Here is a 20,524-nt window from a genome sequence, read left to right on the forward strand (position 1 = left end):
AACTCGGGCCAGTTTGAAGCCTGAGCAAGGAAGGTCAGTTTTCAGATGAATCTGCGCATTTCGGGAAAGCACATGGATATCGGCGATGCGTTCCGTACACGCATCAACGATCGTGTCGGTGAAGCGATCGGCAAATATTTCGATCGCGGCTTCGCGGGGCATGTCACCGTCATCAAATCGGGCTCGCGCTATTCCGCGGATTGCATGATCCGGCTGGATTCCGGCGCCTCGCTGCAGGCCACCGGCGATGCCCAGGACCCGACACTCGCCTTCGAGGCCGCGGCCGATCGGCTGGAGACCCGGCTTCGGCGATACAAGCGCCGTTTGAAATCGCACAATTCAGGCAATGGCAACGGCGAGTTGACCGACATCGCTTACACGGTGATGGCACCGCTTGCCGATGACGATGAGGAAATCCCGGAGGATTTCGCACCGGCCATCGTCGCCGAATCGACCATGACGCTGAAGACCATGTCGGTGGCCTCGGCGGTCATCGAACTCGATACCAAGGACAGTCCCGTGCTTGTTTTCCGCAATGCCGGAACCGACCATCTCAACATCGTCTATCGCCGGCCCGACGGAAACATCGGCTGGATCGATCCGTCCACGACCAAAGTCGCACAGGGATAAAAGCCAGCCGCACGAGGGGTGGGGACTGGCGCGGCAGGCGAACAAGGATTTTCAAGCATGGATCTGAGCGATCTTATCAGCGTCCCGGCGATTTTGCCGGCGTTGAAGGCGAACTCCAAGAAGCAGCTACTGCAATTGCTGTCCGAGCGGGCAGCGACGATTTCGGGCATTCCGGAACGGGAGGTGTTCGACACCATCCTGCAGCGCGAGCGCCTGGGCTCGACCGGCGTCGGCAACGGCATCGCCATCCCGCACGGCAAGCTCGCCGGCGTGAAGCGCATCGCCGGCGTTTTCGCCCGGCTGGAGACGCCGGTCGATTTCGAATCACTGGATGACCAGCCGGTCGATCTGGTGTTCCTGCTGCTGGCGCCCGAAGGGGCGGGTGCCGATCATCTCAAGGCACTGTCGCGCATCGCGCGCGTGCTGCGCGACGCCGACACCGTGGCCAAGGTCAGGGGCACGCGCGACGCCGCGGCGATCCATGCGCTTTTGTCGGATACGCAGGCCTCGCACGCGGCCTGAAGCCATCTTTTTAAATATTGCACCAAGGGCCGCCATGAGCGGCCCTTTTCAGTTCAGCCAACCAATTGTCTTTAATGAATGGCGACGGTGGTCAGGTCGTTTTCCATGGCGCCGGCCAGCGCGCGGTCACGCGCGTCGGAAAGCAGGATCGGCTGGCCATTGGCTCCAAACAGGGCCCACAGCTCCATGCCGGGCGCGATTTCACCGATGTTGGGGAAGCGGCCGAGCAGTTCGTCGCTCGAGACCTTGCGCAGATAGGCGACAGAGCCTTCGCCGAGATGGGCGAATTCGCCGCTGGTCATGGTGATGGTTTCGTCAGTTCTGGTCATTTCAAGCCTCCTTGGCGCGAGGACGCCGCTCAAGGCCATCCCGCATGAGAGCCATCGGTAAAGATCAGTCTTTCACCGATATGTTTATTTTCCGTACCAGCCGTTCCGACTCCGGCCGATCAAGGTCGATCGACAAAAGGCCGTTCTTCAGCTCCGCCGCGATCACACGCATGCCGTCGGCCAGCACGAAGCAGCGCTGGAACTGGCGTGCGGCAATGCCGCGATGAAGGAATTCGCGCTCGGTATCGTCGGTCTGGCGACCGCGCACGACCAACTGGTTTTCCTCCGTTGTCACATCGAGATCGCTTTCGGCGAAACCGGCGACGGCAAGTGTAATGCGCAGCCTTTCGGCCTTGCCGTCGGCACCGCTCAGGCGCTCGATGTTGTAGGGAGGGTAGCTGTCACCGGACTTCGCCAGACGCTCCAGGGTCTTTTCCATGGCGTCGAAACCCAGGAGAAGCGGGCTGGAGAAAGGCGTCATTCGGCTCATGTTACACTGTCCTCTCAAGAGCGACATAAACTGGAAAAACCCAAATGGCATTTTTCCCGATGGCCTTGATATGGTCCGCCCCGCGACCAAGTTCAAGCCACCAAAAGACCCGCCCAAGGAGACCATGTCGCGGACCTACGGAAATAGCCCAGGATCAGGTCGTGGACTCACAGGAATAATCGACATGGCGCTTGAATCGACGCGCGGATGCAAGGAGAAGCGCGCAGGCCGGAACCGTCCCCCGTCAAGCGGTTCAGCAGCTTTGCAGCCGGTTGGCGTCTTTCGGGCGCAGGACCGGCCCGGTGAGCTGATGGCCAGCCAAACAAGGAATTGAAATGCCCCAACCACGCAAGATCATCATCGACACCGATCCCGGCCAGGACGACGCCATCGCCATTCTGCTGGCGCTTGGCAGTCCTGAACTGGAGATCGCCGGCATATCGGCCGTCGCCGGCAACGTGCCGCTGAAGCTCACCGAAAAGAACGCCCGCAAGATCTGCGAACTGGCCGGCCGGCCCGAAATCAAGGTCTACGCCGGCGCCATCCGTCCGTTGGCGCGCGAACTGGTCACGGCCGAGGAGGTCCATGGCAAGACCGGCTTGAACGGACCGGATTTGCCCGAACCGACAATGAAGCTGCAGGACCAGTACGCCGTCGATTTCATCGTCGAGACGCTGATGAAGGAGGAGAGCGGCACCATCACGCTCTGCCCGCTCGGGCCGCTCACCAATGTTGCGCTGGCGCTGATCCGAGAGCCCCGGATTGCGCCGCGCATCAAGGAAATCGTGCTGATGGGCGGTGGCTTCTTCGAGGGCGGCAACGTCACGCCCACGGCCGAATTCAACATCTATGTCGATCCGCATGCCGCCGACGTCGTCTTCCGGTCCGGCATCCCGATCGTGATGATGCCGCTCGATGTCACCCACAAGGCGCTGACCACGTCCAAGCGCATCGAGGCGTTCCGCAAGCTCGGCACCAAGGTCGGCATCGCCGCCGCCGAGATGTTGGAATTCTTCGAGCGCTATGACGAAGGCAAATACGGCACGGATGGAGGGCCGCTGCACGACCCCTGCGTCATCGCCTATCTCCTGAAGCCCGACCTGTTCAAAGGCCGCCATTGCAACGTCACCGTGGAAACCGCCTCCGAACTGACCATGGGCATGACCGTGGTCGACTGGTGGGGGGTCACCTCCAGGGAAAAGAACGCCATGGTGATGCGCGACATCGACCATGATGGGTTTTTCGCGCTGCTGGTGGAAAGGCTGGGGCGGCTTAACTGACGTTTGGAATCGCCGACAAGCGCGCGGTGTCACCGGCGCGCGTTGTCACCCATTGAGCAATCGATAGGTGTCGACGCCGCGCTTGTGGTGTTGACGTTCAATAGGAACGAGTGAGCCAACAAGATGCGGTCGCTCGACGTCGTCGTCGATCGAAATCCGCGTGTTGCCGTCATCAAGGCGCACGTCGTAGGTGTAGTATAGATTGTGACCTACCATGGCATACGGGCTGACAGGTTTCACTCTGATGTATTCTACCACGGCCATCACGCGTTGAGTGGTGACGACCGGATTGGCCTGGAGCCCTACAACCGCAATGGATTTCATCAGCGCAAAGGCGCAAAAGAAAGCGGTGCCGATCACTGCGTCGCTGTACTCGTATTGCCAAATAAGCAAGCGATCCCGAAAGGAAACGTTTGATTTGCGCATAGTGAAGAGTTGTGCAGCAGCGTACAATTCTTCAATATGTCTCCGCAAAAATTTATGGAGAAGGCGCTTTCGCCGTTACTTTGCCTTCGAAAACGCCAGCCACAGGCCGCCGCCGACCATGAAGCTGCCGCTGATCCGCGACAGGAGCTTGATGCGGCTGGCTGACAGCATGCGCCCGGCGCGGCCGGCGGCGAGCGCATAGGTCGAGTCCGACATGGCGGCGAAGATCATGGCGGTCAGGCCCATGATGACGATCTGCAGTGGGTAGTTGCCGGCGGGAGAGATGAACTGCGGAAAGAAGGCGCCGAAGAAGATCAGCGTCTTTGGATTGCTCAGCGCCACGGCCAAGCCCTGCAGGAAGAAGCCGCCGCGTGGTTTGCGGGCGGTTCCGTCGGCGTTCAGCGTGCCCTTCGAGCGGAACATCTGCACGCCCATCCAGATCAGGTAGGCCGCGCCGATCAGCCTGACCCACTCGAACCAGTGGCCCATGCCCGAAATCAGCGTGTTGAGGCCGATGCCGACGATGACGATCATGACTGCTAGGCCGGCTTGCGTGCCGGCGACATTAGCGAGACCGGCGCGAGTGCCGTGGCGGATGCTGTTGGCGATGATCAGCGTCACCGTCGGTCCCGGCACCAGTATGATGACGATGCAGGCAAGGACATAGGCGGCGTAGAGTTCCAACGACATGATTTTTCCTCGCAATGCCGCTATCGCGGCCTAGCATGCAACAATCAATGCATGACGGCGAGGACGACGCAAGCCGGCGCGCCGGTCTGGCTCAGGCTCCGGCGGGCCAGGGCAGCGTCGTCTCATAGGCAGCCGCAGCCTTCAGCACGGCGAGGTCGCCGCGTGGCCTGCCGACCAGCTGCATGCCCATCGGCCGGCCCCTGTCGTCGAAGCCGACGGGAACATTGACCGCCGGGCAACCGCCCAGGGTGGCGAAGGCCGAAACCTGCATCCAGCGATGATAGCTGTCCATTGCCCGCCCCCCGACCTCGCGCGGCCAATGGGTGCCGACATCGAACGGAAAGACCTGCGCGGTCGGCAGCGCGATGAGGTCGAAGCGGTCGAAGATCGACAGCAGCGTGCGGTACCAGGAGGTTCGGACGACCGAGGCCCCGCGTATCTGCGGCGCCGTCAGCCGCATCGCGTTTTCCACTTCCCATACGGCTTCCGGCTTCAGCAGGCCACGCCTGGCGGGGTCGTCATAGTGTACTTTCAGGGCGCAGCCGCTGCTGGCCTGGCGCAGCGTCACGAAGGCCTGCCAGAGTGCCTCGAAATCGAAATCCGGTCGCAAGGGCTCGGTCAGGAAAGATACATCCGTGAACCGTGCGAGTGCTGCCTCGCATAAGTCGAGGATGCCGGGCTCGATCGGCAGATGGCCGCCGAGATCGCCGAGCCAGGCGATACGGCCACCGGTCGCCGCCGTCGCCAGGCCTTCGAGGAAGGAGCCTTGCTTCTCATAGGAGAGAGGCGCCTGCGGATGGTAGCCGGCCTGCACGTCGAGCAAGAGCGCCATGTCGGCGACGTTGCGGCCCATCGGCCCCTCGACGCCCATCTGCGCGTGGAAGACCTCGAAGTCGGGACCGCTGGGCACGAGCCCCTGTGACGGCCGGAAACCGTAGACATTGTTCCAGGCCGCCGGGTTGCGCAGCGAGCCGCCGAAGTCGCTGCCATCGGCGACGGGCACCATGTCCAGCGCCAGCGCCACCGCCGCTCCGCCGCTTGAGCCGCCCGCGGTCAGCGCCGGATCGAAAGCGTTCAGCGTCGGCCCGAAAACATTGTTGTAGGTGTTGGAGCCGAGCCCGAATTCGGGAACGTTGGTCTTGCCGATGATGATGGCGCCGGTGTCGCGGATGCGTTCGACGAAGAAATCGTCTTCCCGCGGCACGAAATCGGCGAAGATCGGCGAGCCGAACGAGGTCCTGAGGCCGGTGGTCGAGGCAAGGTCCTTGATGGCGATGGGTAGGCCAAAGAGCGCGCCGGTGCCATCGGTCCGGCTGATATCGGCGGCATCGGCCTCGCGCAGTATGTCGGCACGGTCGCGCAACGAGACGATGGCGTTGACCAGCGGGTTGACCGCATCGATGCGATCGAGGAACGCCGTCACCACCTCGCGCACGGAGAGCTTCTTTCGGCGGATCGCGTCTGCAAGTTCGACAGCCGACAGGCGGCAGATGTCGCTGGCCGCCGGTACGGCATGCTTCGTGCGGGGACGCATCATTTCAACCGGCCTCTTGCAGCGCCTGGTCGACATCCTTGGCCAGTGGGATCGCCGGTTGGGCGCCGGGCTTAAGGCAAGCCAGCGAGCCGGCGGCGCCGGCACGCGCCAATGCCTGTTCGAGCGTGAGGCCCGACGACAGGCCGGCGGCGAAATAGCCGCAGAAAGTGTCGCCGGCCCCGACCGTGTCGACCGGCGTGATCTGCAAAGCAGGGAGGGTCAGGAATTCGCCTGGCGTTGCCGCCATCACGCCGTCGCCGCCGAGCGTGACGACGATGATGCGTCCAGTCTTGCTGGCATAGTCGCGCATGCGCGCTGCACGATCGCGGCCTTTCAGGGCAAGGGCTTCGCCATAGAGGTCGAATTCGGTTTCGTTCGCGACCGCATAGTCGGCCTTGCCGAGGAAGGCGGCTGCCCCGCCATGGAAAGGGGCCGTGTTGAGGACAGTGATCGCGCCGGCCACCCTTGCCTGGTCGAGGGCCGCATCGACCGTCGCGAGCGGAATCTCGTGCTGCAGCAGCACGACGTCGCCCTTTGTCAGAAAAGCCTTGGAGAGGTCGCCGGGCACCACGGAAGCGTTGGCGCCGGGCACCACGGCGATAATGTTTTCGCCGTCATCGCCGACCATGATCAGCGCCGTGCCGGTCGAGGCAAAGGTCTCTCCCACGCCCGACAGGTCGACCTTGGCCTCGCGCAGCAAAGCCAGTGCCTCGGGGGCGAAATTGTCCTTGCCAACGGCGCCGACCATGCGCACCTGAGCGCCGGCACGCGCGGCGGCGAGTGCCTGGTTGGCGCCCTTGCCGCCGGGGGCCGTCGTAAAGCTGGAACCGCTCACCGTCTCACCGGGGCTCGGCAAGCGGTCGACACTGGCGATAAGGTCGAGGTTGATCGAACCGACTACGATAATCAAGAAGTGCCTCCTGCTGATGCGCGGAAGCTATCCTGCCAAGCCGTTCGATGCCAGACCACGCGAATGGTCCAGCGTGATTTGCCGCGTCATTCACAAAGCACAGTGACGATGCCCTGATAGTTGCCGGCGGGAAAGATACCGCTCGACTTGGTGGCGGTGAGGTCGATCTGCATGGCGTGGGTGCCATTGGCGACCCTTTGCGGCACGCCCCCATTATTGTCGACCCCCGAGCCATCGAGGCGGAAGACCGAGGCGAAGGTCACGTTGGTGCCGCCGCCGCTCGGCGCGGACGAGAATGCGGCAGGCGCCGATGCTGAAACCGAATAGCAGTCCAGCAAATTGAGCAGCGAGCACAGCAGGGAACTTGCCACCACGGTGGCGCTGGCGCTTGATCCGCCTGCCTGCTTGGAGCCCAGTATGCCGATGGCCGGATTTGCGGTCATCGTGCCCGATGCCCCGACCATGATGGTGCAGGTGCCGATGATCGCGGCCTGCGCCGGAAGGCAGCAGCCGGCGAGCGCGGCCATCGCGAGCAGCGCGCGGCTATTTCTTCTTCTTTTTCTTGCCATCGCCGCTTCCGGTTCTGATGCTCCAGCCTTCGTTGGCCCATCCGGGTGACGCGGCCACGGGCGTAGGTGCGCTGGCGGCCACGCTCGCGGTCGGCCCGTCACCGCCCAGCCCCATCTTGAGGAGCTTCAGCTCCAGCTGCAGGCGCTCGACCTCAAGCTCGTAGAGGCGGCTGCAATCGACGCGCTTCGGCGTACGCCCGATCGGAATCACCACGCGGCCGTAGGTGGCGATGTCGTTGTTCGCCTGATTGTTGCCTCTGATGACGCCCAGGTCGAGATAGGCACCGGTGCCCGATACGGCGGAGCGGCAGGTGGTTCCGTCGGAAGCGTGGACCTCATCCTGCCCTTGCGGCAAGGTCACGCCGGGCAGGTTGAAGCCGCTCTCATTCTGATTGAGGTTGTAGACATCCTCGGCCAGAACCGGCGAGATCCCTGCCCAGGTTGCCGCAAACGCGACTGTCAGGACTTGCGGTGCCCAAAAAACTTTCCGCATATCTGTGCCCTTATCTGCGTCTGTTGATTGGGAAAGGGGATGCTCTCGGTACAGATACGCACTTTACGCTCGGCAGCGCCGCCGAAGGGCACGACCACAAGGACAGGACGGGAAGCCTGCGAGCCCAGTTGGAAAACGCTCGGAGAGATCTTGGCATCCACTGGCTGAAAATTCTGATCGTAGACGTGGATTTCGACCTTGATCTTCTGGCCGTAGGGATTGGCGGGAAACACGCGGATCGCGAAGGCGTCGGTGAAACTGTTGACCTCACCCCGCATCGGCGACATCGACTGGGCGTTGGCGGCAAGGGCCGGCAGGCCGACGGCCAGCGCCGCCGCCAGGATTCGTGCATGTTTCAAGGATCCCTCCTTCGCGACGGCTATTCGCAGCGCAGTGTTACCGTTGCCTGATAGTTTCCGGTGGCGAAGCGGTTGCTGCCGCCCTTGGTGCCAGCGAGATGGACCGAGACAAGGTCGGCGCCGGGGACAGCGAGGGCGGTGGCGGCCCCCGTTTCAGCGGTCGTGTGGGCGCCGCTGGCCGAATAGGTCGGTGTCCAGGTGGTGGCGGTGCTGTCGGCGGCGGGCACGGTGGTGAGGGTCACCGGATCGACGCTAAGTGAAACACCTCCGGTGGTGGTGAGCGTGACTGTTCCAGCCGAACCGCCGCTGTTGTGGGAGCTCAGCGACTGAAGGTCGGCGCTCACCGTCATGGTGCCGTTGGTGCCGACGACAAGCGTACAGGTCGCGGTGACCGTGCCATTGAAGATGACATTCTGCGTTGTGGCCATCGCCGCGTGGTCCAGGCACGTGACCAGCAAGGCTGCACCAAACACGGTGCGGAACAACTTCATCGAGATTCTCCTATTAAGTCGGATCGCCCGAATTAATATGGGTCATCATCGCTTTATCGTGGTTAATTTAGCGTAAACTTAAATAAGATATCGAAATAACGCTCGTGAAGAAACCGGCGGTTGTCCACGGTTGTATCCAGAAGTTCCAAAATCAAGCGCAATAATACTGCGTATTTCCAAATACTCATATATTTTCTGTGGCAGAAAGCAAAAATCGACATTTCACGACGAAATCTGCCCCGCCTCCCAGCCGAGGATGGCGCGCTTGCGGGTCAGGCCCCAGTGATAGCCGGTGAGATCGCCTGATTTGCCGATGGCGCGGTGGCAAGGCACCACGAAGGAGAGCGGGTTGGCGCCGTTGGCGGCGCCGACCGCGCGGCTGGCGCTCGGCGCACCGATGCTGGCCGCGATCGAGGAATAGGTACGGGCCTTGCCCATCGGAATCTGGAGCAGCGCCTCCCAGACGCGGACCTGGAAGTCGGTCCCGATCATGACGATATGAAGCGGCTGATCGGCGCGCCACAGCGTCGGCTCGAAGATGCGCGCGGCATAGGGCCCCGTCGCTTCCCTGTCCTCGATATAGAGCGCGTTCGGCCAGCGGCCTGACATATCGGCAAAAGCGGTGCGTTCCTCGCCTGCGTCGCAGAAGGCGAGGCCGGCAAGCCCGCGGTCGGTGGCCATGATCAGGGCAGTGCCGAACGGGGAGGTGTGATAGCCGTAGCGGATGGTGAGGCCGGCGCCGCGCGTCTTGTAGTCGCCCGGTGACATCGCCTCATGGGTGACGAACAGGTCGTGCAGCCGGCCGGGGCCGGACATGCCCAGTTCGAAGGAGGTTTCGAGCAGAGGCATGCCGGAATCGAGCAGCCTGCGCGCATGATCCAGCGTCACCGCCTGCAGGAAAGCCTTGGGCGACAGGCCGGCCCAGCGGGTGAAGAGTTTTTGCAAGCCGGTCGGCGTCTCGCCGACCTCCTCGGCCAGTTCTTCCAGCGATGGCTGGTCGCGATAGTCGAGACTGATCTTTTCGATGGCGCGGCGTACGATTTCGTAGTCGCTGCCCTCAGGCGTGATGTCCTTCTTGAGGACTGCCGTGTGTGTGCTCATGGACTGTCTCCTTGGGCTGGAATATCGCCCCTCGGGGCGCCGATCGCCACCCGAAACCTGCCTTCTTGCAGCACTTGCCCAGATAGACTCGGGATTCGAGCCAGGGAGCCGCTGATGGCTGGCGAAAAAGTCCATCTGACAGGGGCAAAAGAGAGCTTGCTCATGACACTCTACGGCAAGGCTTTCCCAACGGAAATTTCCTGGAATTGCTTTTAGCGCGCCTTGGCGGTCGCCAGCGCGCGCGAGAAGGCGGTGGCGAAGCTCTCGCGCGAATCGGGGTCGAGGAAGCCGCCGATCGGCACGTTCTGGCCTTGTGCTTCCACGGTCATTTTGGTGATGCCGATCTCGGCGTGCCGGGCGATCGAAAACCGTACCCAGAACGGATTGAAGCGATGCGCTTCCGACTTTCCCGAGGGGGCCGTCTTGCGAATGTCGAGGCTGGTGCGCGAGACCGACACTTCCTCGCGGGCGCGTGCAGCCCGGTAATTGACGCGGAAGGCGATGTAGACGGCCACCACGTCGAGGCCGAAGAAGCCGAACACCGGCCAGGCACCGCGCGACAGGAAAAACGCACCCGTCACCAACCAGCCGAACATCAGTGCGCCCATCAGGATCAGGAAGCCCGTCCTGCCCAGCGACCGGTGCGGGGTCAGCAACGCATGAAAGAAGGGCTCGTCAGCCTGAAACGAGGCGTTTGTGTCACTCATGACAGACTATTATAGGAGGGAAATGGCGCGTCCCAAGTCCAATGAGTCTTCCATGCCCGAAAAAGAGCTGCCGGCCGGACGGCGTGATGGCTCCAATGCCAAGCCGCGCCCTCGGCCGGCGCGGCGCTCGTCCCGCTACAGCCCGGCTGAAGTGCATGAGATTTTCCGGCGTTTTTCGGTGCAGCGGCCGGAGCCGAGGGGCGAACTCGAACACGTCAATGCCTTCACGCTGCTGGTGGCGGTGGTGCTTTCGGCGCAAGCGACCGATGCCGGTGTCAACAAGGCAACGCGGGCTCTGTTCAAGGTTGCGGACACGCCGCAAAAGATGCTGGCGCTCGGTGAAACCAAGGTCGGCGACCATATCAGGACCATCGGTCTCTGGCGCAACAAGGCCAAGAACGTCATCGCCCTATCGCAGGCGCTGATCCGCGACCATGGCGGCGAGGTGCCGGATGACCGCGATGAACTGGTCAATTTGCCCGGTGTCGGGCGCAAGACCGCCAATGTCGTGCTCAACATGGCCTTCGGCCAGCATACGATGGCGGTCGACACGCATATCTTGCGCATCGGCAACCGGCTTGGCCTGGCGCCCGGCAAGACGCCGGAACAGGTAGAGCAGGGGTTGTTGAAGATCATCCCGGACGAATATATGCGCCATGCGCATCACTGGCTGATCCTGCACGGACGCTATGTCTGCAAGGCGCGCAAGCCGGATTGCCCGGCCTGCGTCATTGCCGATATTTGCAAGGCAGAGGTGAAGACGACCAGCATTCCGGCGCCCCTGGTGCCGATCGCCCCGCTTGAAACTGTCGCCGCCGAAGATCAGGCGCCGTAGCCGCGCGCCATCGCCGCCGCGAACACCGGGATCAGGCTCGGCCGGACTATCAGAAGAACGACTATCTCGGCTGGATCGGCCGCGCCAAGCACCCGGATACCAGGTGAAAGCGGCTCGACCAGATGCTGGATGAATTGCAGCGTGGTGGTGTCTACATGAATATGGTCTGGCAGGCTGAAGTTCTGCTTCGATTACTAGGCCTTCCCTGGATGATGGCGCGTATCCCCCTGGCCCTTGCCCCGCACCAGCGATTTGCTAAGCGCTGAAGATCAGCGAGGCATATCGTCATGAAAAATCCGCACGGTGTTCCGGTCATCGAGACCCAGCGAACCATTCTAAGGGCGCACCAACTGGAGGATTTCCACGCCTATACCGCCATGTGGGCCGACCCCGTCGTCACCCGCTTCATCGGCGGCAAGCCGCGCACGCGTGAGGAAAGCTGGATGCGCTTCCTGCGCCATGCCGGCCTGTGGTCGCTGCTTGGCTACGGCTTCTGGGCCATCGAGGAGAAAGCGACCGGCCGTTTCATCGGTGAGGCCGGGTTCCACGATCTGAAGCGCGACATGGAGCCGTCGATCGAAGGCATTCCCGAGGCGGGGTGGGCGCTCGCACCGGCCGCGCACGGCGCCGGTCTTGCCACGGAGATCGTCAGTCGCGTGCATGGCTGGGGCGACGAGACGTTCGGAGGTGCCAGAACCGTCTGCATCATCGATCCCGAAAATTCGGCTTCGCTGAACGTCGCCAGGAAGTGCGGCTATATCGAGCTGACGCAGACCCTCTATCATGATGCGCCGACCATGCTGCTGGAGCGGCTGCCCTGAGGGGTGTCAGGCGAGGCGAGGGCGCCGACAATCACCCGGCCAGGCGCTACAAACGCGCAATCCGGACGGAAAACCGCTGCACACCTTGACCTGCCGCAGCCGGCCTTGGGGGCAGCTTCCCTACATGGGCGGCGAACGGAGGTTGGAGGCCTTTCCGACGCCATCACCGCGGGAGCTAGGGCAAAGCCGCCGTCGCGAGGCTCGCCTGCTCCAGCATGGAGGCATCCTCGCCGAAGGCGCGAGTGGCGCGGGCCGCCGCCTCGAGCAGCGGGCGCTTCATGCGCTCAAGGAAGGCAGCGTCGACGCGCGTGCTTGGACCAGCCAGCGTCAAGGCGCCAAGCAGCGCGTGTCCCGGCCCGAAAACCGGCGCCGAGACGCCTGCCGTTTCGGGGTCGCGGTCACCCACAGCGAGACAATTGCACGTTTTGCGAATGGTTTCGTAGGGTTCGCCCTGCTGTCCCGAAAACGCCGCCAGCACGCGCCCGCCCGAGCCGGCCAGCAGAGGCAATACGTCGCCTTCGCGTATCGTGTAGCGGATCGGATGCTTGGATTCGACCCGGTAAAGACAGGTGCGCACGTCTCCTGAGCGGACGTAGAAGGCAACACTCTCCCAACTTCGTTCGGAGAGATCGCGCATGATCGGCAACAGGATGTCCACCGCCACCACCGAACGCTGGTAAAGCGCGCCCAGCCGAAAGGCGGCGGGTCCGACGCGATAGCGCCCATCGTCCAGGCGCTCGAGCAGTTGCCCGCGCAACAGCGAATTGGCGAGCCGCAGGATCGTGCTTTTGTAAAGACCGGTGCGCATCGCGATTTCAGCAAGACTTAGCGAGCGTTCGGCCGTGCTGAAGGCATCGAGGATGGCGATCGCCCGGTCGAGTGCCGCAACACCTTCGACGGAGGTGCGCCGGATTTCCGCATCAGCCGAGTTGCCTGGTAGGTCCATTGCGGTTCCCAATTCGGTGAAGCCCGAGCGGAACCACTCTGTCGCGCGACCGGACCGTTCTGTCCAGCAGAATGTCGTTCCTGTTGACGGAACAAGGTAAAATCTGCTTGAACTTGATCACGGGTCTGTGAACAGGCGCGTTTTGGCAGGCACCGGAGGAGGTGTCGTGATCTGGAGGAATCCCATGCTGAACAGACGCAGATTTTTGATGAGTACGGCGGCGGCTGGCGCGGCCGGGCTGGTGGCATCGCATTTCTCACCCGCCTTCGCCGAAGGTGCGCCTCAAGTCCAGATCTTCGTGCCGGCGGCGCCCGGCGGCGGCTGGGACCAGACGGCGCGCACGATGGATCAGGTGCTGCGCGGCGAGAAGCTCATCTCCGGCTCGCAGATCACCAATGTCGGTGGTGCCGGCGGAACGGTAGGGCTGCCGCAGTTCATCAATCAGTGGAGCGGCAAAGGCAATGCGCTCATGGTCGCGGGCATGGTCATGGTGGGCGCCATCATCGCCAACAAGGCGGCCAACAACCTGACCCAAGTCACGCCCATCGCCCGTCTCACCGGGGAGTTCGAGGCGCTGGTGGTGCCGGCGGACTCGCCGTTCAAGACGGCCGCCGATTTCGTCGCGGCACTCAAGGCCGATCCGACGAAGGTTCCTGTCGCGGGCGGCTCGGCCGGTGGGTCCGACCACATCCTGTTCGGCCTGATCGCCAAGACGGTCGGCGTTCCGGCTCCCAGCCTCTCCTATGTACCGTTCGCGGGCGGCGGCGAAGCTCTGTCGGCATTGCTCGGCAACCAGGTGGCGGCCGGCATTTCCGGCTTCGGCGAGTTCTCCGAGCAAGTCAAGGCGGGCGCGCTCAGGCTGCTCGCCATTTCGGCCGACAAGCGTCAGGACGGCATCGACGCGCCGACGCTCAAGGAAGCCGGCATCGATGTGGAACTGTTCAACTGGCGCGGCGTCTTCGCGCCGCCCGGCATTTCCGACGCCGACAAGGCGGCGATGATCACGCTGGTCGAAACCATGGCCAAGAGCGATGCATGGGCGACCGAATGCAAGAACCGCAACTGGACGTCCATCCTGCTCACCGGCGACGACTATGCGAAATTCGTCACTGAGGATTCGGCTCGCATCGAGGCCATCCTCAAGGATCTCGGTCTCGCCTGATTTCCCCAAGGGGGCGGCTCGTGCCGCCTCCTCCTTTTCTCGACGCATCGATCGCATGCGGCCATGCAGCGTGAAGGTACGACGAAGCCGGCTGCTGGAGGCGGCTGTTTTGGCCACCAGATCGTAGCCATCCATAGCGGGGAGGACATTCATGAGCACCACCGACCAGCAGGCAGTGCCGCCGCGACTTGCCGTACCGGAATTGTTGATCGGCGTCGGCCTCCTGGCCTGCGCCGGGGCCGTCGCCTGGCAGACGCTGGCGATCCCGGTCTCGCCGCTCTATTCCAAGGTTGGTCCGACCGTCTTTCCCTATCTGACCATGGTCGGCCTGATTGTGCTTTCCCTGCTGCTCATCCTCGCCGCGCTTCGCGGCGGCTGGCAGCCGGAGGAGGAAAAGGAAACGCCGACCGACTGGAAGGCGATGGGCTTCGTCGTCATCGGTCTGCTGGCCAATCTTGTGCTCATCCAGCCGCTCGGTTTCACCGCCGCGTCGGTCATCATGTTCGTTCTCGTCTGCTACGGCTTCGGCAGCAGGCATACGCTGCGCGATGTGCTCACCGGCCTGGTGCTGGCGCTGGCTGCTTATTTCGGCTTTGCCAAGGCGCTCGGCGTCAACATCGGCGCTGGTGTCGTCGAGAACCAGCTGAACATGGTGATCGACGCGTTCACCAGCACGCTGGGAGGCTGACGCCATGGATACGCTCGGCCATCTCGCACACGGTTTCGCGGTCGCTTTCAGCCCGACCAATCTTTTGTGGTGCCTGCTCGGGACGACGCTTGGCACCGCCATCGGCGTGCTGCCTGGCCTTGGGCCAGCACTGACCATCGCGCTGCTCCTGCCGATCACCTATCAGGTGGCGCCGGAGGCGTCCTTCATCCTGTTCGCCGGTATCTATTACGGCGCCATGTATGGCGGCTCGACGACGTCGATCCTTCTCAACACGCCCGGCGAGAGCGCAACCATCGTGACGGCGCTGGAAGGCAACAAGATGGCCCGCTCCGGCCGCGGCGGCGCAGCACTCGCCACCTCGGCGATCGGCTCGTTCGTCGCCGGCACACTCGGCACGCTCGGCGTCGCCTTCCTGGCCCCGGTCGTGGTCAAGTTCGCGCTGGCCTTCGGCCCGGCGGAGTATTTCTCGCTGATGGTGCTGGCATTCATCACGGTTTCGGCGGTGCTTGGGTCGTCGTCGGTGCGGGGCCTGACCAGTCTGTTTGCCGGCTTTGTAATCGGGATGATCGGCGTCGATCTGCAGACGGGCCAGCCGCGCTTCACCTTCGGCATGACGGAATTGCTCGATGGCGTCGACGTCATCATCGCCGCCGTCGGCCTGTTCGCGGTTGGCGAGACGCTCTACATGGCCTCGCGCCGCTATGCCGGCAAGGACGAGATCGTGCCGCTAAAAGGCTCGCTCTACATGACGGCGGCCGAATGGGGCCGCTCGTGGAAGGCCTGGCTGCGGGGAGCGGCGATCGGCTTCCCAATCGGCGCCATGCCGGCCGGCGGCGCCGAGATCCCGACCTTCCTGTCCTATGCCATCGAAAAGAAACTGTCGAAGCACAAGCAGGAGTTCGGTACGGTCGGCGCCATCGAAGGCGTTGCAGGGCCGGAAGCCGCCAACAACGCGTCCGCCGCCGGCGTGCTGGTGCCGATGCTGACGCTTGGGCTGCCGACCTCGGCGACGGCGGCGATCATGCTCTCGGCCTTCCAGAGCTACGGCATCAATCCGGGGCCGTTGCTCCTGACGACACAAGCCGACCTTGTCTGGGGCCTGATCGCCAGCCTGTTCATCGCCAATGTCATCCTGGTCATCCTCAACCTGCCGCTGATCGGCCTGTGGGTGCGGCTGCTGAAGATCCCGGCGCCGCAGCTTTATGCGGGGATCCTGGTGTTCGCCACTGTCGGCACCTATGGCATCTCGCAGTCGCCGATCGATCTCGTCATCCTCTATCTCCTGGGCGCCGCGGGCTTCCTGATGCGGCGGTTCGATTTTCCGACCGCGCCCGTCATCATCGGCATGATCCTGGGACCGCTTGCCGAAACCCAGTTCCGCCGGGCGATGACCATCTCGAACGGCGACTGGTCGGTGTTCTACAAGCATCCGTTGTCGCTGACCCTGCTGACGCTCGCCTTCATCGGCCTGGTCGGGCCGCATGTCTGGGCCTTCATCGAAAACCGGCGGCGGCGCGGTCCCGAACATGTGCCGGGCGATGCCTGAGCGATCTGAAAAGATATGACAGACTTGCTTTCCGGTATCCGCGTCCTCGACCTGACCAATGTGCTCGCCGGGCCGTACTGTGCCTATCAGCTGGCCTTGCTGGGAGCCGACGTGATCAAGGTCGAGGGGCCGCAAGGCGGCGATCTGGCGCGCCAGCTCGGCGGCTCTCCAAAGCTCAACAATGCCGGCATGGGCGCATCCTTCCTGGCTCAGAACGCCGGCAAACGATCGGTCATGCTCGACCTCAAGAAGGACACGGATCGCGGGCGCTTCCTCGACTTGGTCGCCAGCGCCGATGCGCTGGTGGAGAATTTTCGGCCCGGCGTGATGAAACGCCTCGGGCTTGACTACGAGATGCTGAGGGCGGTCCGCCCGCGCCTCGTCTATTGCGCGATATCGGGTTTCGGGCAGAGCGGGCCGATGCGCGACAACCCGGCCTATGACCAGATCATCCAGGGTCTTTCCGGGATCATGAGCATAACCGGCACGCCGGAAACCGCGCCGCTGCGCGTCGGCTATCCCGTCGCCGACACGCTGGGAGGCTTGGTCGGCGCGTTCTCGATCGCCGCGGCGCTGGTCAGGCAGAAGACATCGGGCGAGGGCGCGTTCCTCGACGTGTCGATGCTCGAATGCACGCTTTCCGCGCTTGGCTGGCCTGTTTCCAATTACCTGACGGCAGGGGTCGATCCCAAGCCGATGGGCAATGAGAACATGACCGCGGCTCCCTCGGGTGCCTTCCGCACCGGCGACGGGCTCATCAACATCGCCGCCAACAAGCAGGAGCAGTTCGTGACGCTGTGCCGGCTGATCGGACGGCCGGAACTGGCGTCGGACCCGCGCTTTGCCGAGCGCGAGACCCGCAAGCAGAACCGTGCCGCGCTCAAGGTCGAGATCGAGGATGCTCTGGCAAGCGATCCGGCGGCAATTTGGGAAGAGACGCTCAACCGAGCCGGCGTGCCGGCGGGCCGGGTACTGACGATCCCGCAAGTGCTGACCGAACCACAAGTGCTCGAACGCCAGGTGACGGCTCGTTTCGAGGATGTGGCTGGCATGGATGGGCCGCTGACCGTCCTGCGCGGCGGGTTCATGGTAGACGGTACGGCACCGTTGCCGACGCGGCCGCCGCCTGTGCTGGGCGAGCACATGGACGAGGTGTTCGCCGGCCTGCCGCCGCGCGCCAAGGCAAAGGCCCTGACATGAGCGGCGTGGAGAAGAAAACAGGCCGCGCGCGCGGCGAGGAATGGTGGCAGACCGGCATCATCGAGATGAGCCCCGGTGTGATCCGGCTGCGCGGCTACGAGATCCAGGACCTGATCGGCCGCGTCAGCTTCCCGGCTGTCATCTGGCTGATGCTGCGTGGCGAATTGCCCAGCGAAGACGAGGCGGCACTGCTCGGCATTGCCTTGGGGGCGGCCGTCGACCACGGGCCACAGGCGCCGTCGATCGCCATCGCCCGCATGGCGGCCACCTGTGGCGTCGGCATCAACAGCGCCATGGCCTCGGCCATCAACGTGCTGGGCGACGTGCATGGTGGCGCCGGCGAGCAGGCGCTTTCCTTCTATGGCGATATTGCCGTGGCGCTTGATGGCGGCATGGGCCTCAACGAAGCGGTTTCGACACGTCTCGACCGGTTCTTCGGGCAGGAGAAGGGCTATGTGCCGGGGCTTGGCCATCGCTTCCATCCTGTCGATCCGCGCGCGCCGCGCCTGCTGGAACTGGTCAGAGATTTTGCCGCGCGTGGCGTGGTCAACGGCCGCTTTGCCGACATTGCCGAGGCGATCGAGGCCGACGTCGCGCGGCGCAAGGGCAAAAAAATCCCGCTCAACATCGATGGCGCCACCGCCGTCATCTATGGCGAACTCGGCTTTCCGCCGCCGCTGACGCGCGGACTCTTCGTGCTGTCGCGTTCCGTCGGCATCCTGGCGCATGCCTGGGAGCAATCTCAGCAGTCCGAGCGCAACAAGGGGCCGCTGCCGCGCGAATGGCTGTGGGCCTATAGCGGCCCGCCGGCACGGCCGCTTCCTGAAGATGAGGGCGCGGACAATTGAGGCTTATGCCTGCTCGAGCGGCGCGGGCCCGGGAAGCTTCAAGGTGTTCACCAGCGTCGAGAGATCGGGCTCGTCGATGAGCATCGCGGCGTCGGCCGGCGCCAGCCAGGCCCGCTGCCGCCGCTTGGCTTCCTGCCAATCGGCAAGCTCTTCCGTCACTTCCAGCAGAAACACGACGACGTCGACGCGGACAAAGCGGTTGGCCAAGCGTTTCCAGTAGGAATAGGTGCCCGCCGGCTGCTTCAGCGTCTTGCCGAGCACACCGGCTTCCTCCAGTGCCTCGATGGTGGCTGCCTTGCGTCCGCTCTTGCCTTTCATCGGCCATCCCTTGGGCACGATGAAGCGTCTCGTGGTTCTCGATGTGACCAGCATCACCTCGATGCCGCCATGCGCGTTCAGCCGGAAGGGGATCGCCGCCACCTGGCGGATCCTCTCGCCTTTCTCGGCTTGGCGTACGGCCTTTTTCTTGGTGGCTGCCATCTCGATAATCCAGTCGCTGCAATGCCCCTTAGCGTGCTGCGACGCCTTTGCAAAATCCAAACTGCCGCAGGGGCACCTGAAGTGCCCTATCATGTAAGTCGGCTAAATAAAAGAAGCTGCCGTTCGTCAGCGGCAGGTGCTCACGGCGGTGTTGCCGATTATCTGCGTCTGGCAGCTCGGCCTAACCTGCGGCACGACCGGCGGCGGTTGCTGGACGATGATGCGATCCTGGGCACGATACTGCTGTTGCTGCTGCTGAAACTGCTGCCGCTGAACCCGGTTTTGCAACGCCTGCAGATCGTTCTGCTGGATGACTGTGTTGTTTCTGACCGTGGGATTGAGCTCCTGCGCGGAAGCGGGCATCGCAAAGCCGGCGCAAACCGCTCCAGCCAGCACCACCAAGGTTGATATCATCGATGAACGACGCGCACACATCCATCTATTCCTGCAAAAAAATCTCATCACACCAGATATATAGGGCTTTTGCCCGACGATGCCATGCGAGAATGCCGATCACCCTCACACCAACCGCGCCCGCTCAAGGGCTGCCACCCGCGCTAGCTGCGTGTTTCCGGCAAGGAAGAAGGGTCGGTTGCCGGCTTCACTTTTTTCCACCAAGGAGTGGGAGATCGAAGCTGCTTCGGCGTGGCGGAGAATCTGCTCGCAACCCCGCATTGCACTTGACGGAAACGATCGATTCGCCGCTCTATCGGGTCGACGCTGCCTCGAGCTGAATGGCGTCAATGGCGTAGGCATGCCCGTCGGGTATAATGGCGCCTTCGAGGAAATGGTCAAACAGAATGCAGTCAGCGCGTCTCTCAAGGTCAGTTTCTGGCTCGAGGCGGAGCCGGGCGGGAGAGATCTTGATGAGGAAATACGCGTATATCGCAGCAGTGCTGGGTGCTGCCTGCATCGCAGGCCTGCCGGCCATGGCGGCGCAAACCAAGAGCGACAAGGTGGCGGCAACGCCCGCCGCAGCTGACGTGCCGCAACTGCCGGGTGGTGCTTCGGCCTTGTCCGAAACCCATGGCGACTGGACGGTCAATTGCCAGATATCGGGCACGAACAAGGTCTGCAGCCTGTCGCACCAGCAGTTCAACAAGCAAAGCAACCAACGGCTTTTGGCGATCGAGCTGTCGAGCAAGACCGGCGAGGATGCGACCGGAACGCTTGCCCTGCCTTTCGGTCTGGCGCTTGCCAAGGGTGTCGCGCTGACCATCGACGATCAGAAGCTCGACGGCAGCCTGCCGTTCAGCACCTGCCAGGTGGTCGGCTGCCTGGTGCCGGTGGCGTTCGATGCCAATGTCACGCCGCTGCTCAAGAACGGCACCACGCTCAAGATCGATGCGTTCGCGGCCGATACGGGGCAAGTCGTAAGCTTTTCCATCCCGCTCAATGGCTTCGGTGGTGCGCTTGCCCGCACGGCGGAGCTTTTGGCCAACTGACGGCTTGGCTCACCGCAAGCGACAGGATGTTGGCGGCAAA

26 protein-coding genes are annotated in these 20,524 nt (G+C 63.3%); 11 read left to right on the top strand and 15 right to left on the bottom strand.

Annotated features, from left to right (window positions below; genetic code table 11):
• Nucleotides 1-45 precede the first annotated feature (45 nt).
• Nucleotides 46-630: a ribosome hibernation-promoting factor, HPF/YfiA family gene (gene hpf / locus LB557_RS19915; RefSeq protein WP_015315719.1), complete on the top strand. Its 585-nt coding sequence runs from the start codon at nucleotides 46-48 to the stop codon at nucleotides 628-630.
• A gap of 57 nt (nucleotides 631-687) precedes the next feature.
• Nucleotides 688-1,152 (top strand): PTS IIA-like nitrogen regulatory protein PtsN, encoded by a 465-nt coding sequence (gene ptsN / locus LB557_RS19920; protein ID WP_015315720.1) that lies wholly within the window; start codon nucleotides 688-690, stop codon nucleotides 1,150-1,152.
• Nucleotides 1,153-1,223: 71 nt separating this feature from the next.
• On the opposite strand, the gene LB557_RS19925 is transcribed toward ptsN, so the two are convergent.
• Together LB557_RS19925 and LB557_RS19930 are read right to left on the bottom strand one after the other, a co-directional pair.
• Nucleotides 1,224-1,481 carry a DUF1150 family protein gene (locus LB557_RS19925; RefSeq protein WP_015315721.1) on the bottom strand — a complete coding sequence of 86 codons (258 nt, stop codon included), beginning with the start codon at nucleotides 1,479-1,481 and terminating at the stop codon, nucleotides 1,224-1,226.
• A 64-nt stretch (nucleotides 1,482-1,545) separates the two neighbouring features.
• Nucleotides 1,546-1,971: an Hsp20 family protein gene (locus tag LB557_RS19930; protein WP_013893014.1), complete on the bottom strand. Its 426-nt coding sequence runs from the start codon at nucleotides 1,969-1,971 to the stop codon at nucleotides 1,546-1,548.
• A 335-nt stretch (nucleotides 1,972-2,306) separates the two neighbouring features.
• Between LB557_RS19930 and LB557_RS19935 the strand changes: the two genes are divergently transcribed.
• Nucleotides 2,307-3,251 (top strand): nucleoside hydrolase, encoded by a 945-nt coding sequence (locus LB557_RS19935; RefSeq protein ID WP_015315722.1) that lies wholly within the window; start codon nucleotides 2,307-2,309, stop codon nucleotides 3,249-3,251.
• Between the two features lie 45 nt (nucleotides 3,252-3,296).
• Here LB557_RS19935 and LB557_RS19940 read toward each other — a convergent pair whose 3' ends face one another.
• The 10 genes from LB557_RS19940 to LB557_RS19985 all read right to left on the bottom strand — a co-directional run bounded on the left by LB557_RS19940 (nucleotide 3,297) and on the right by LB557_RS19985 (nucleotide 10,531).
• The gene (locus LB557_RS19940; RefSeq protein WP_181173958.1) at nucleotides 3,297-3,704 is read right to left on the bottom strand and encodes a hypothetical protein; all 408 of its coding nucleotides are present in this window, start codon (nucleotides 3,702-3,704) and stop codon (nucleotides 3,297-3,299) included.
• 48 nt (nucleotides 3,705-3,752) lie between these two features.
• Entirely contained in the window at nucleotides 3,753-4,367 is a 615-nt protein-coding gene (locus LB557_RS19945) for a LysE family translocator (RefSeq protein ID WP_140661711.1), read from the bottom strand.
• Nucleotides 4,368-4,458: 91 nt separating this feature from the next.
• Nucleotides 4,459-5,904, bottom strand: coding sequence for an amidase (locus tag LB557_RS19950; RefSeq protein WP_224641202.1), 1,446 nt, complete (start codon nucleotides 5,902-5,904; stop codon nucleotides 4,459-4,461).
• A 1-nt stretch (nucleotide 5,905) separates the two neighbouring features.
• The gene (locus LB557_RS19955; RefSeq protein WP_140721175.1) at nucleotides 5,906-6,811 is read right to left on the bottom strand and encodes a ribokinase; all 906 of its coding nucleotides are present in this window, start codon (nucleotides 6,809-6,811) and stop codon (nucleotides 5,906-5,908) included.
• An 86-nt stretch (nucleotides 6,812-6,897) separates the two neighbouring features.
• A complete protein-coding gene (locus LB557_RS19960) occupies nucleotides 6,898-7,380 on the bottom strand; it encodes a hypothetical protein (protein ID WP_224641200.1) in 483 nt (160 codons plus the stop codon).
• Entirely contained in the window at nucleotides 7,355-7,873 is a 519-nt protein-coding gene (locus LB557_RS19965) for a hypothetical protein (protein WP_140661714.1), read from the bottom strand. Before LB557_RS19965 ends, LB557_RS19960 begins: the two co-directional genes overlap by 26 nt.
• On the bottom strand, nucleotides 7,840-8,232 hold the full coding sequence (locus LB557_RS19970; protein ID WP_140618856.1) for a hypothetical protein: 393 nt from the start codon (nucleotides 8,230-8,232) through the stop codon (nucleotides 7,840-7,842). Before LB557_RS19970 ends, LB557_RS19965 begins: the two co-directional genes overlap by 34 nt.
• A gap of 20 nt (nucleotides 8,233-8,252) precedes the next feature.
• Nucleotides 8,253-8,723, bottom strand: coding sequence for a hypothetical protein (locus LB557_RS19975; protein WP_015315729.1), 471 nt, complete (start codon nucleotides 8,721-8,723; stop codon nucleotides 8,253-8,255).
• Nucleotides 8,724-8,945: 222 nt separating this feature from the next.
• Complete coding sequence (locus LB557_RS19980; RefSeq protein ID WP_140661717.1) at nucleotides 8,946-9,824, bottom strand: methylated-DNA--[protein]-cysteine S-methyltransferase; 879 nt, start codon at nucleotides 9,822-9,824, stop codon at nucleotides 8,946-8,948.
• A 212-nt stretch (nucleotides 9,825-10,036) separates the two neighbouring features.
• Nucleotides 10,037-10,531, bottom strand: coding sequence for a DUF2244 domain-containing protein (locus tag LB557_RS19985; protein ID WP_023770603.1), 495 nt, complete (start codon nucleotides 10,529-10,531; stop codon nucleotides 10,037-10,039).
• A 22-nt stretch (nucleotides 10,532-10,553) separates the two neighbouring features.
• Between LB557_RS19985 and nth the strand changes: the two genes are divergently transcribed.
• Both nth and LB557_RS19995 read left to right on the top strand, forming a co-directional pair.
• Nucleotides 10,554-11,366: an endonuclease III gene (gene nth / locus LB557_RS19990; RefSeq protein WP_224596167.1), complete on the top strand. Its 813-nt coding sequence runs from the start codon at nucleotides 10,554-10,556 to the stop codon at nucleotides 11,364-11,366.
• Between the two features lie 287 nt (nucleotides 11,367-11,653).
• Nucleotides 11,654-12,187, top strand: coding sequence for a GNAT family N-acetyltransferase (locus tag LB557_RS19995; RefSeq protein ID WP_224641198.1), 534 nt, complete (start codon nucleotides 11,654-11,656; stop codon nucleotides 12,185-12,187).
• 175 nt (nucleotides 12,188-12,362) lie between these two features.
• On the opposite strand, the gene LB557_RS20000 is transcribed toward LB557_RS19995, so the two are convergent.
• The gene (locus LB557_RS20000; RefSeq protein WP_224641196.1) at nucleotides 12,363-13,133 is read right to left on the bottom strand and encodes an IclR family transcriptional regulator; all 771 of its coding nucleotides are present in this window, start codon (nucleotides 13,131-13,133) and stop codon (nucleotides 12,363-12,365) included.
• A gap of 184 nt (nucleotides 13,134-13,317) precedes the next feature.
• Between LB557_RS20000 and LB557_RS20005 the strand changes: the two genes are divergently transcribed.
• The 5 genes from LB557_RS20005 (at nucleotide 13,318) to LB557_RS20025 (ending at nucleotide 18,559) form a co-directional block, all read left to right on the top strand.
• Nucleotides 13,318-14,295: a Bug family tripartite tricarboxylate transporter substrate binding protein gene (locus LB557_RS20005; RefSeq protein ID WP_140661721.1), complete on the top strand. Its 978-nt coding sequence runs from the start codon at nucleotides 13,318-13,320 to the stop codon at nucleotides 14,293-14,295.
• A gap of 151 nt (nucleotides 14,296-14,446) precedes the next feature.
• Complete coding sequence (locus LB557_RS20010; RefSeq protein WP_015315737.1) at nucleotides 14,447-14,983, top strand: tripartite tricarboxylate transporter TctB family protein; 537 nt, start codon at nucleotides 14,447-14,449, stop codon at nucleotides 14,981-14,983.
• A 4-nt stretch (nucleotides 14,984-14,987) separates the two neighbouring features.
• On the top strand, nucleotides 14,988-16,511 hold the full coding sequence (locus LB557_RS20015) for a tripartite tricarboxylate transporter permease (RefSeq protein WP_015315738.1): 1,524 nt from the start codon (nucleotides 14,988-14,990) through the stop codon (nucleotides 16,509-16,511).
• 15 nt (nucleotides 16,512-16,526) lie between these two features.
• Nucleotides 16,527-17,711: a CaiB/BaiF CoA transferase family protein gene (locus LB557_RS20020; RefSeq protein WP_224641194.1), complete on the top strand. Its 1,185-nt coding sequence runs from the start codon at nucleotides 16,527-16,529 to the stop codon at nucleotides 17,709-17,711.
• Nucleotides 17,708-18,559: a citryl-CoA lyase gene (locus tag LB557_RS20025; RefSeq protein ID WP_140618843.1), complete on the top strand. Its 852-nt coding sequence runs from the start codon at nucleotides 17,708-17,710 to the stop codon at nucleotides 18,557-18,559. Before LB557_RS20020 ends, LB557_RS20025 begins: the two co-directional genes overlap by 4 nt.
• A 3-nt stretch (nucleotides 18,560-18,562) precedes the next feature.
• On the opposite strand, the gene LB557_RS20030 is transcribed toward LB557_RS20025, so the two are convergent.
• Complete coding sequence (locus LB557_RS20030) at nucleotides 18,563-19,039, bottom strand: NUDIX hydrolase (protein ID WP_224713090.1); 477 nt, start codon at nucleotides 19,037-19,039, stop codon at nucleotides 18,563-18,565.
• 126 nt (nucleotides 19,040-19,165) lie between these two features.
• Nucleotides 19,166-19,474 (bottom strand): hypothetical protein, encoded by a 309-nt coding sequence (locus LB557_RS20035; protein WP_224641190.1) that lies wholly within the window; start codon nucleotides 19,472-19,474, stop codon nucleotides 19,166-19,168.
• A 431-nt stretch (nucleotides 19,475-19,905) separates the two neighbouring features.
• Between LB557_RS20035 and LB557_RS20040 the strand changes: the two genes are divergently transcribed.
• Nucleotides 19,906-20,484, top strand: a complete 579-nt coding sequence (locus tag LB557_RS20040; protein WP_224641189.1) for an invasion associated locus B family protein — start codon at nucleotides 19,906-19,908, stop codon at nucleotides 20,482-20,484.
• The last annotated feature ends 40 nt before the right edge of the window (nucleotides 20,485-20,524 follow it).

Source organism: Mesorhizobium sp. BR115XR7A (assembly GCF_020165315.1).
Classification (GTDB): domain Bacteria; phylum Pseudomonadota; class Alphaproteobacteria; order Rhizobiales; family Rhizobiaceae; genus Mesorhizobium; species Mesorhizobium australicum.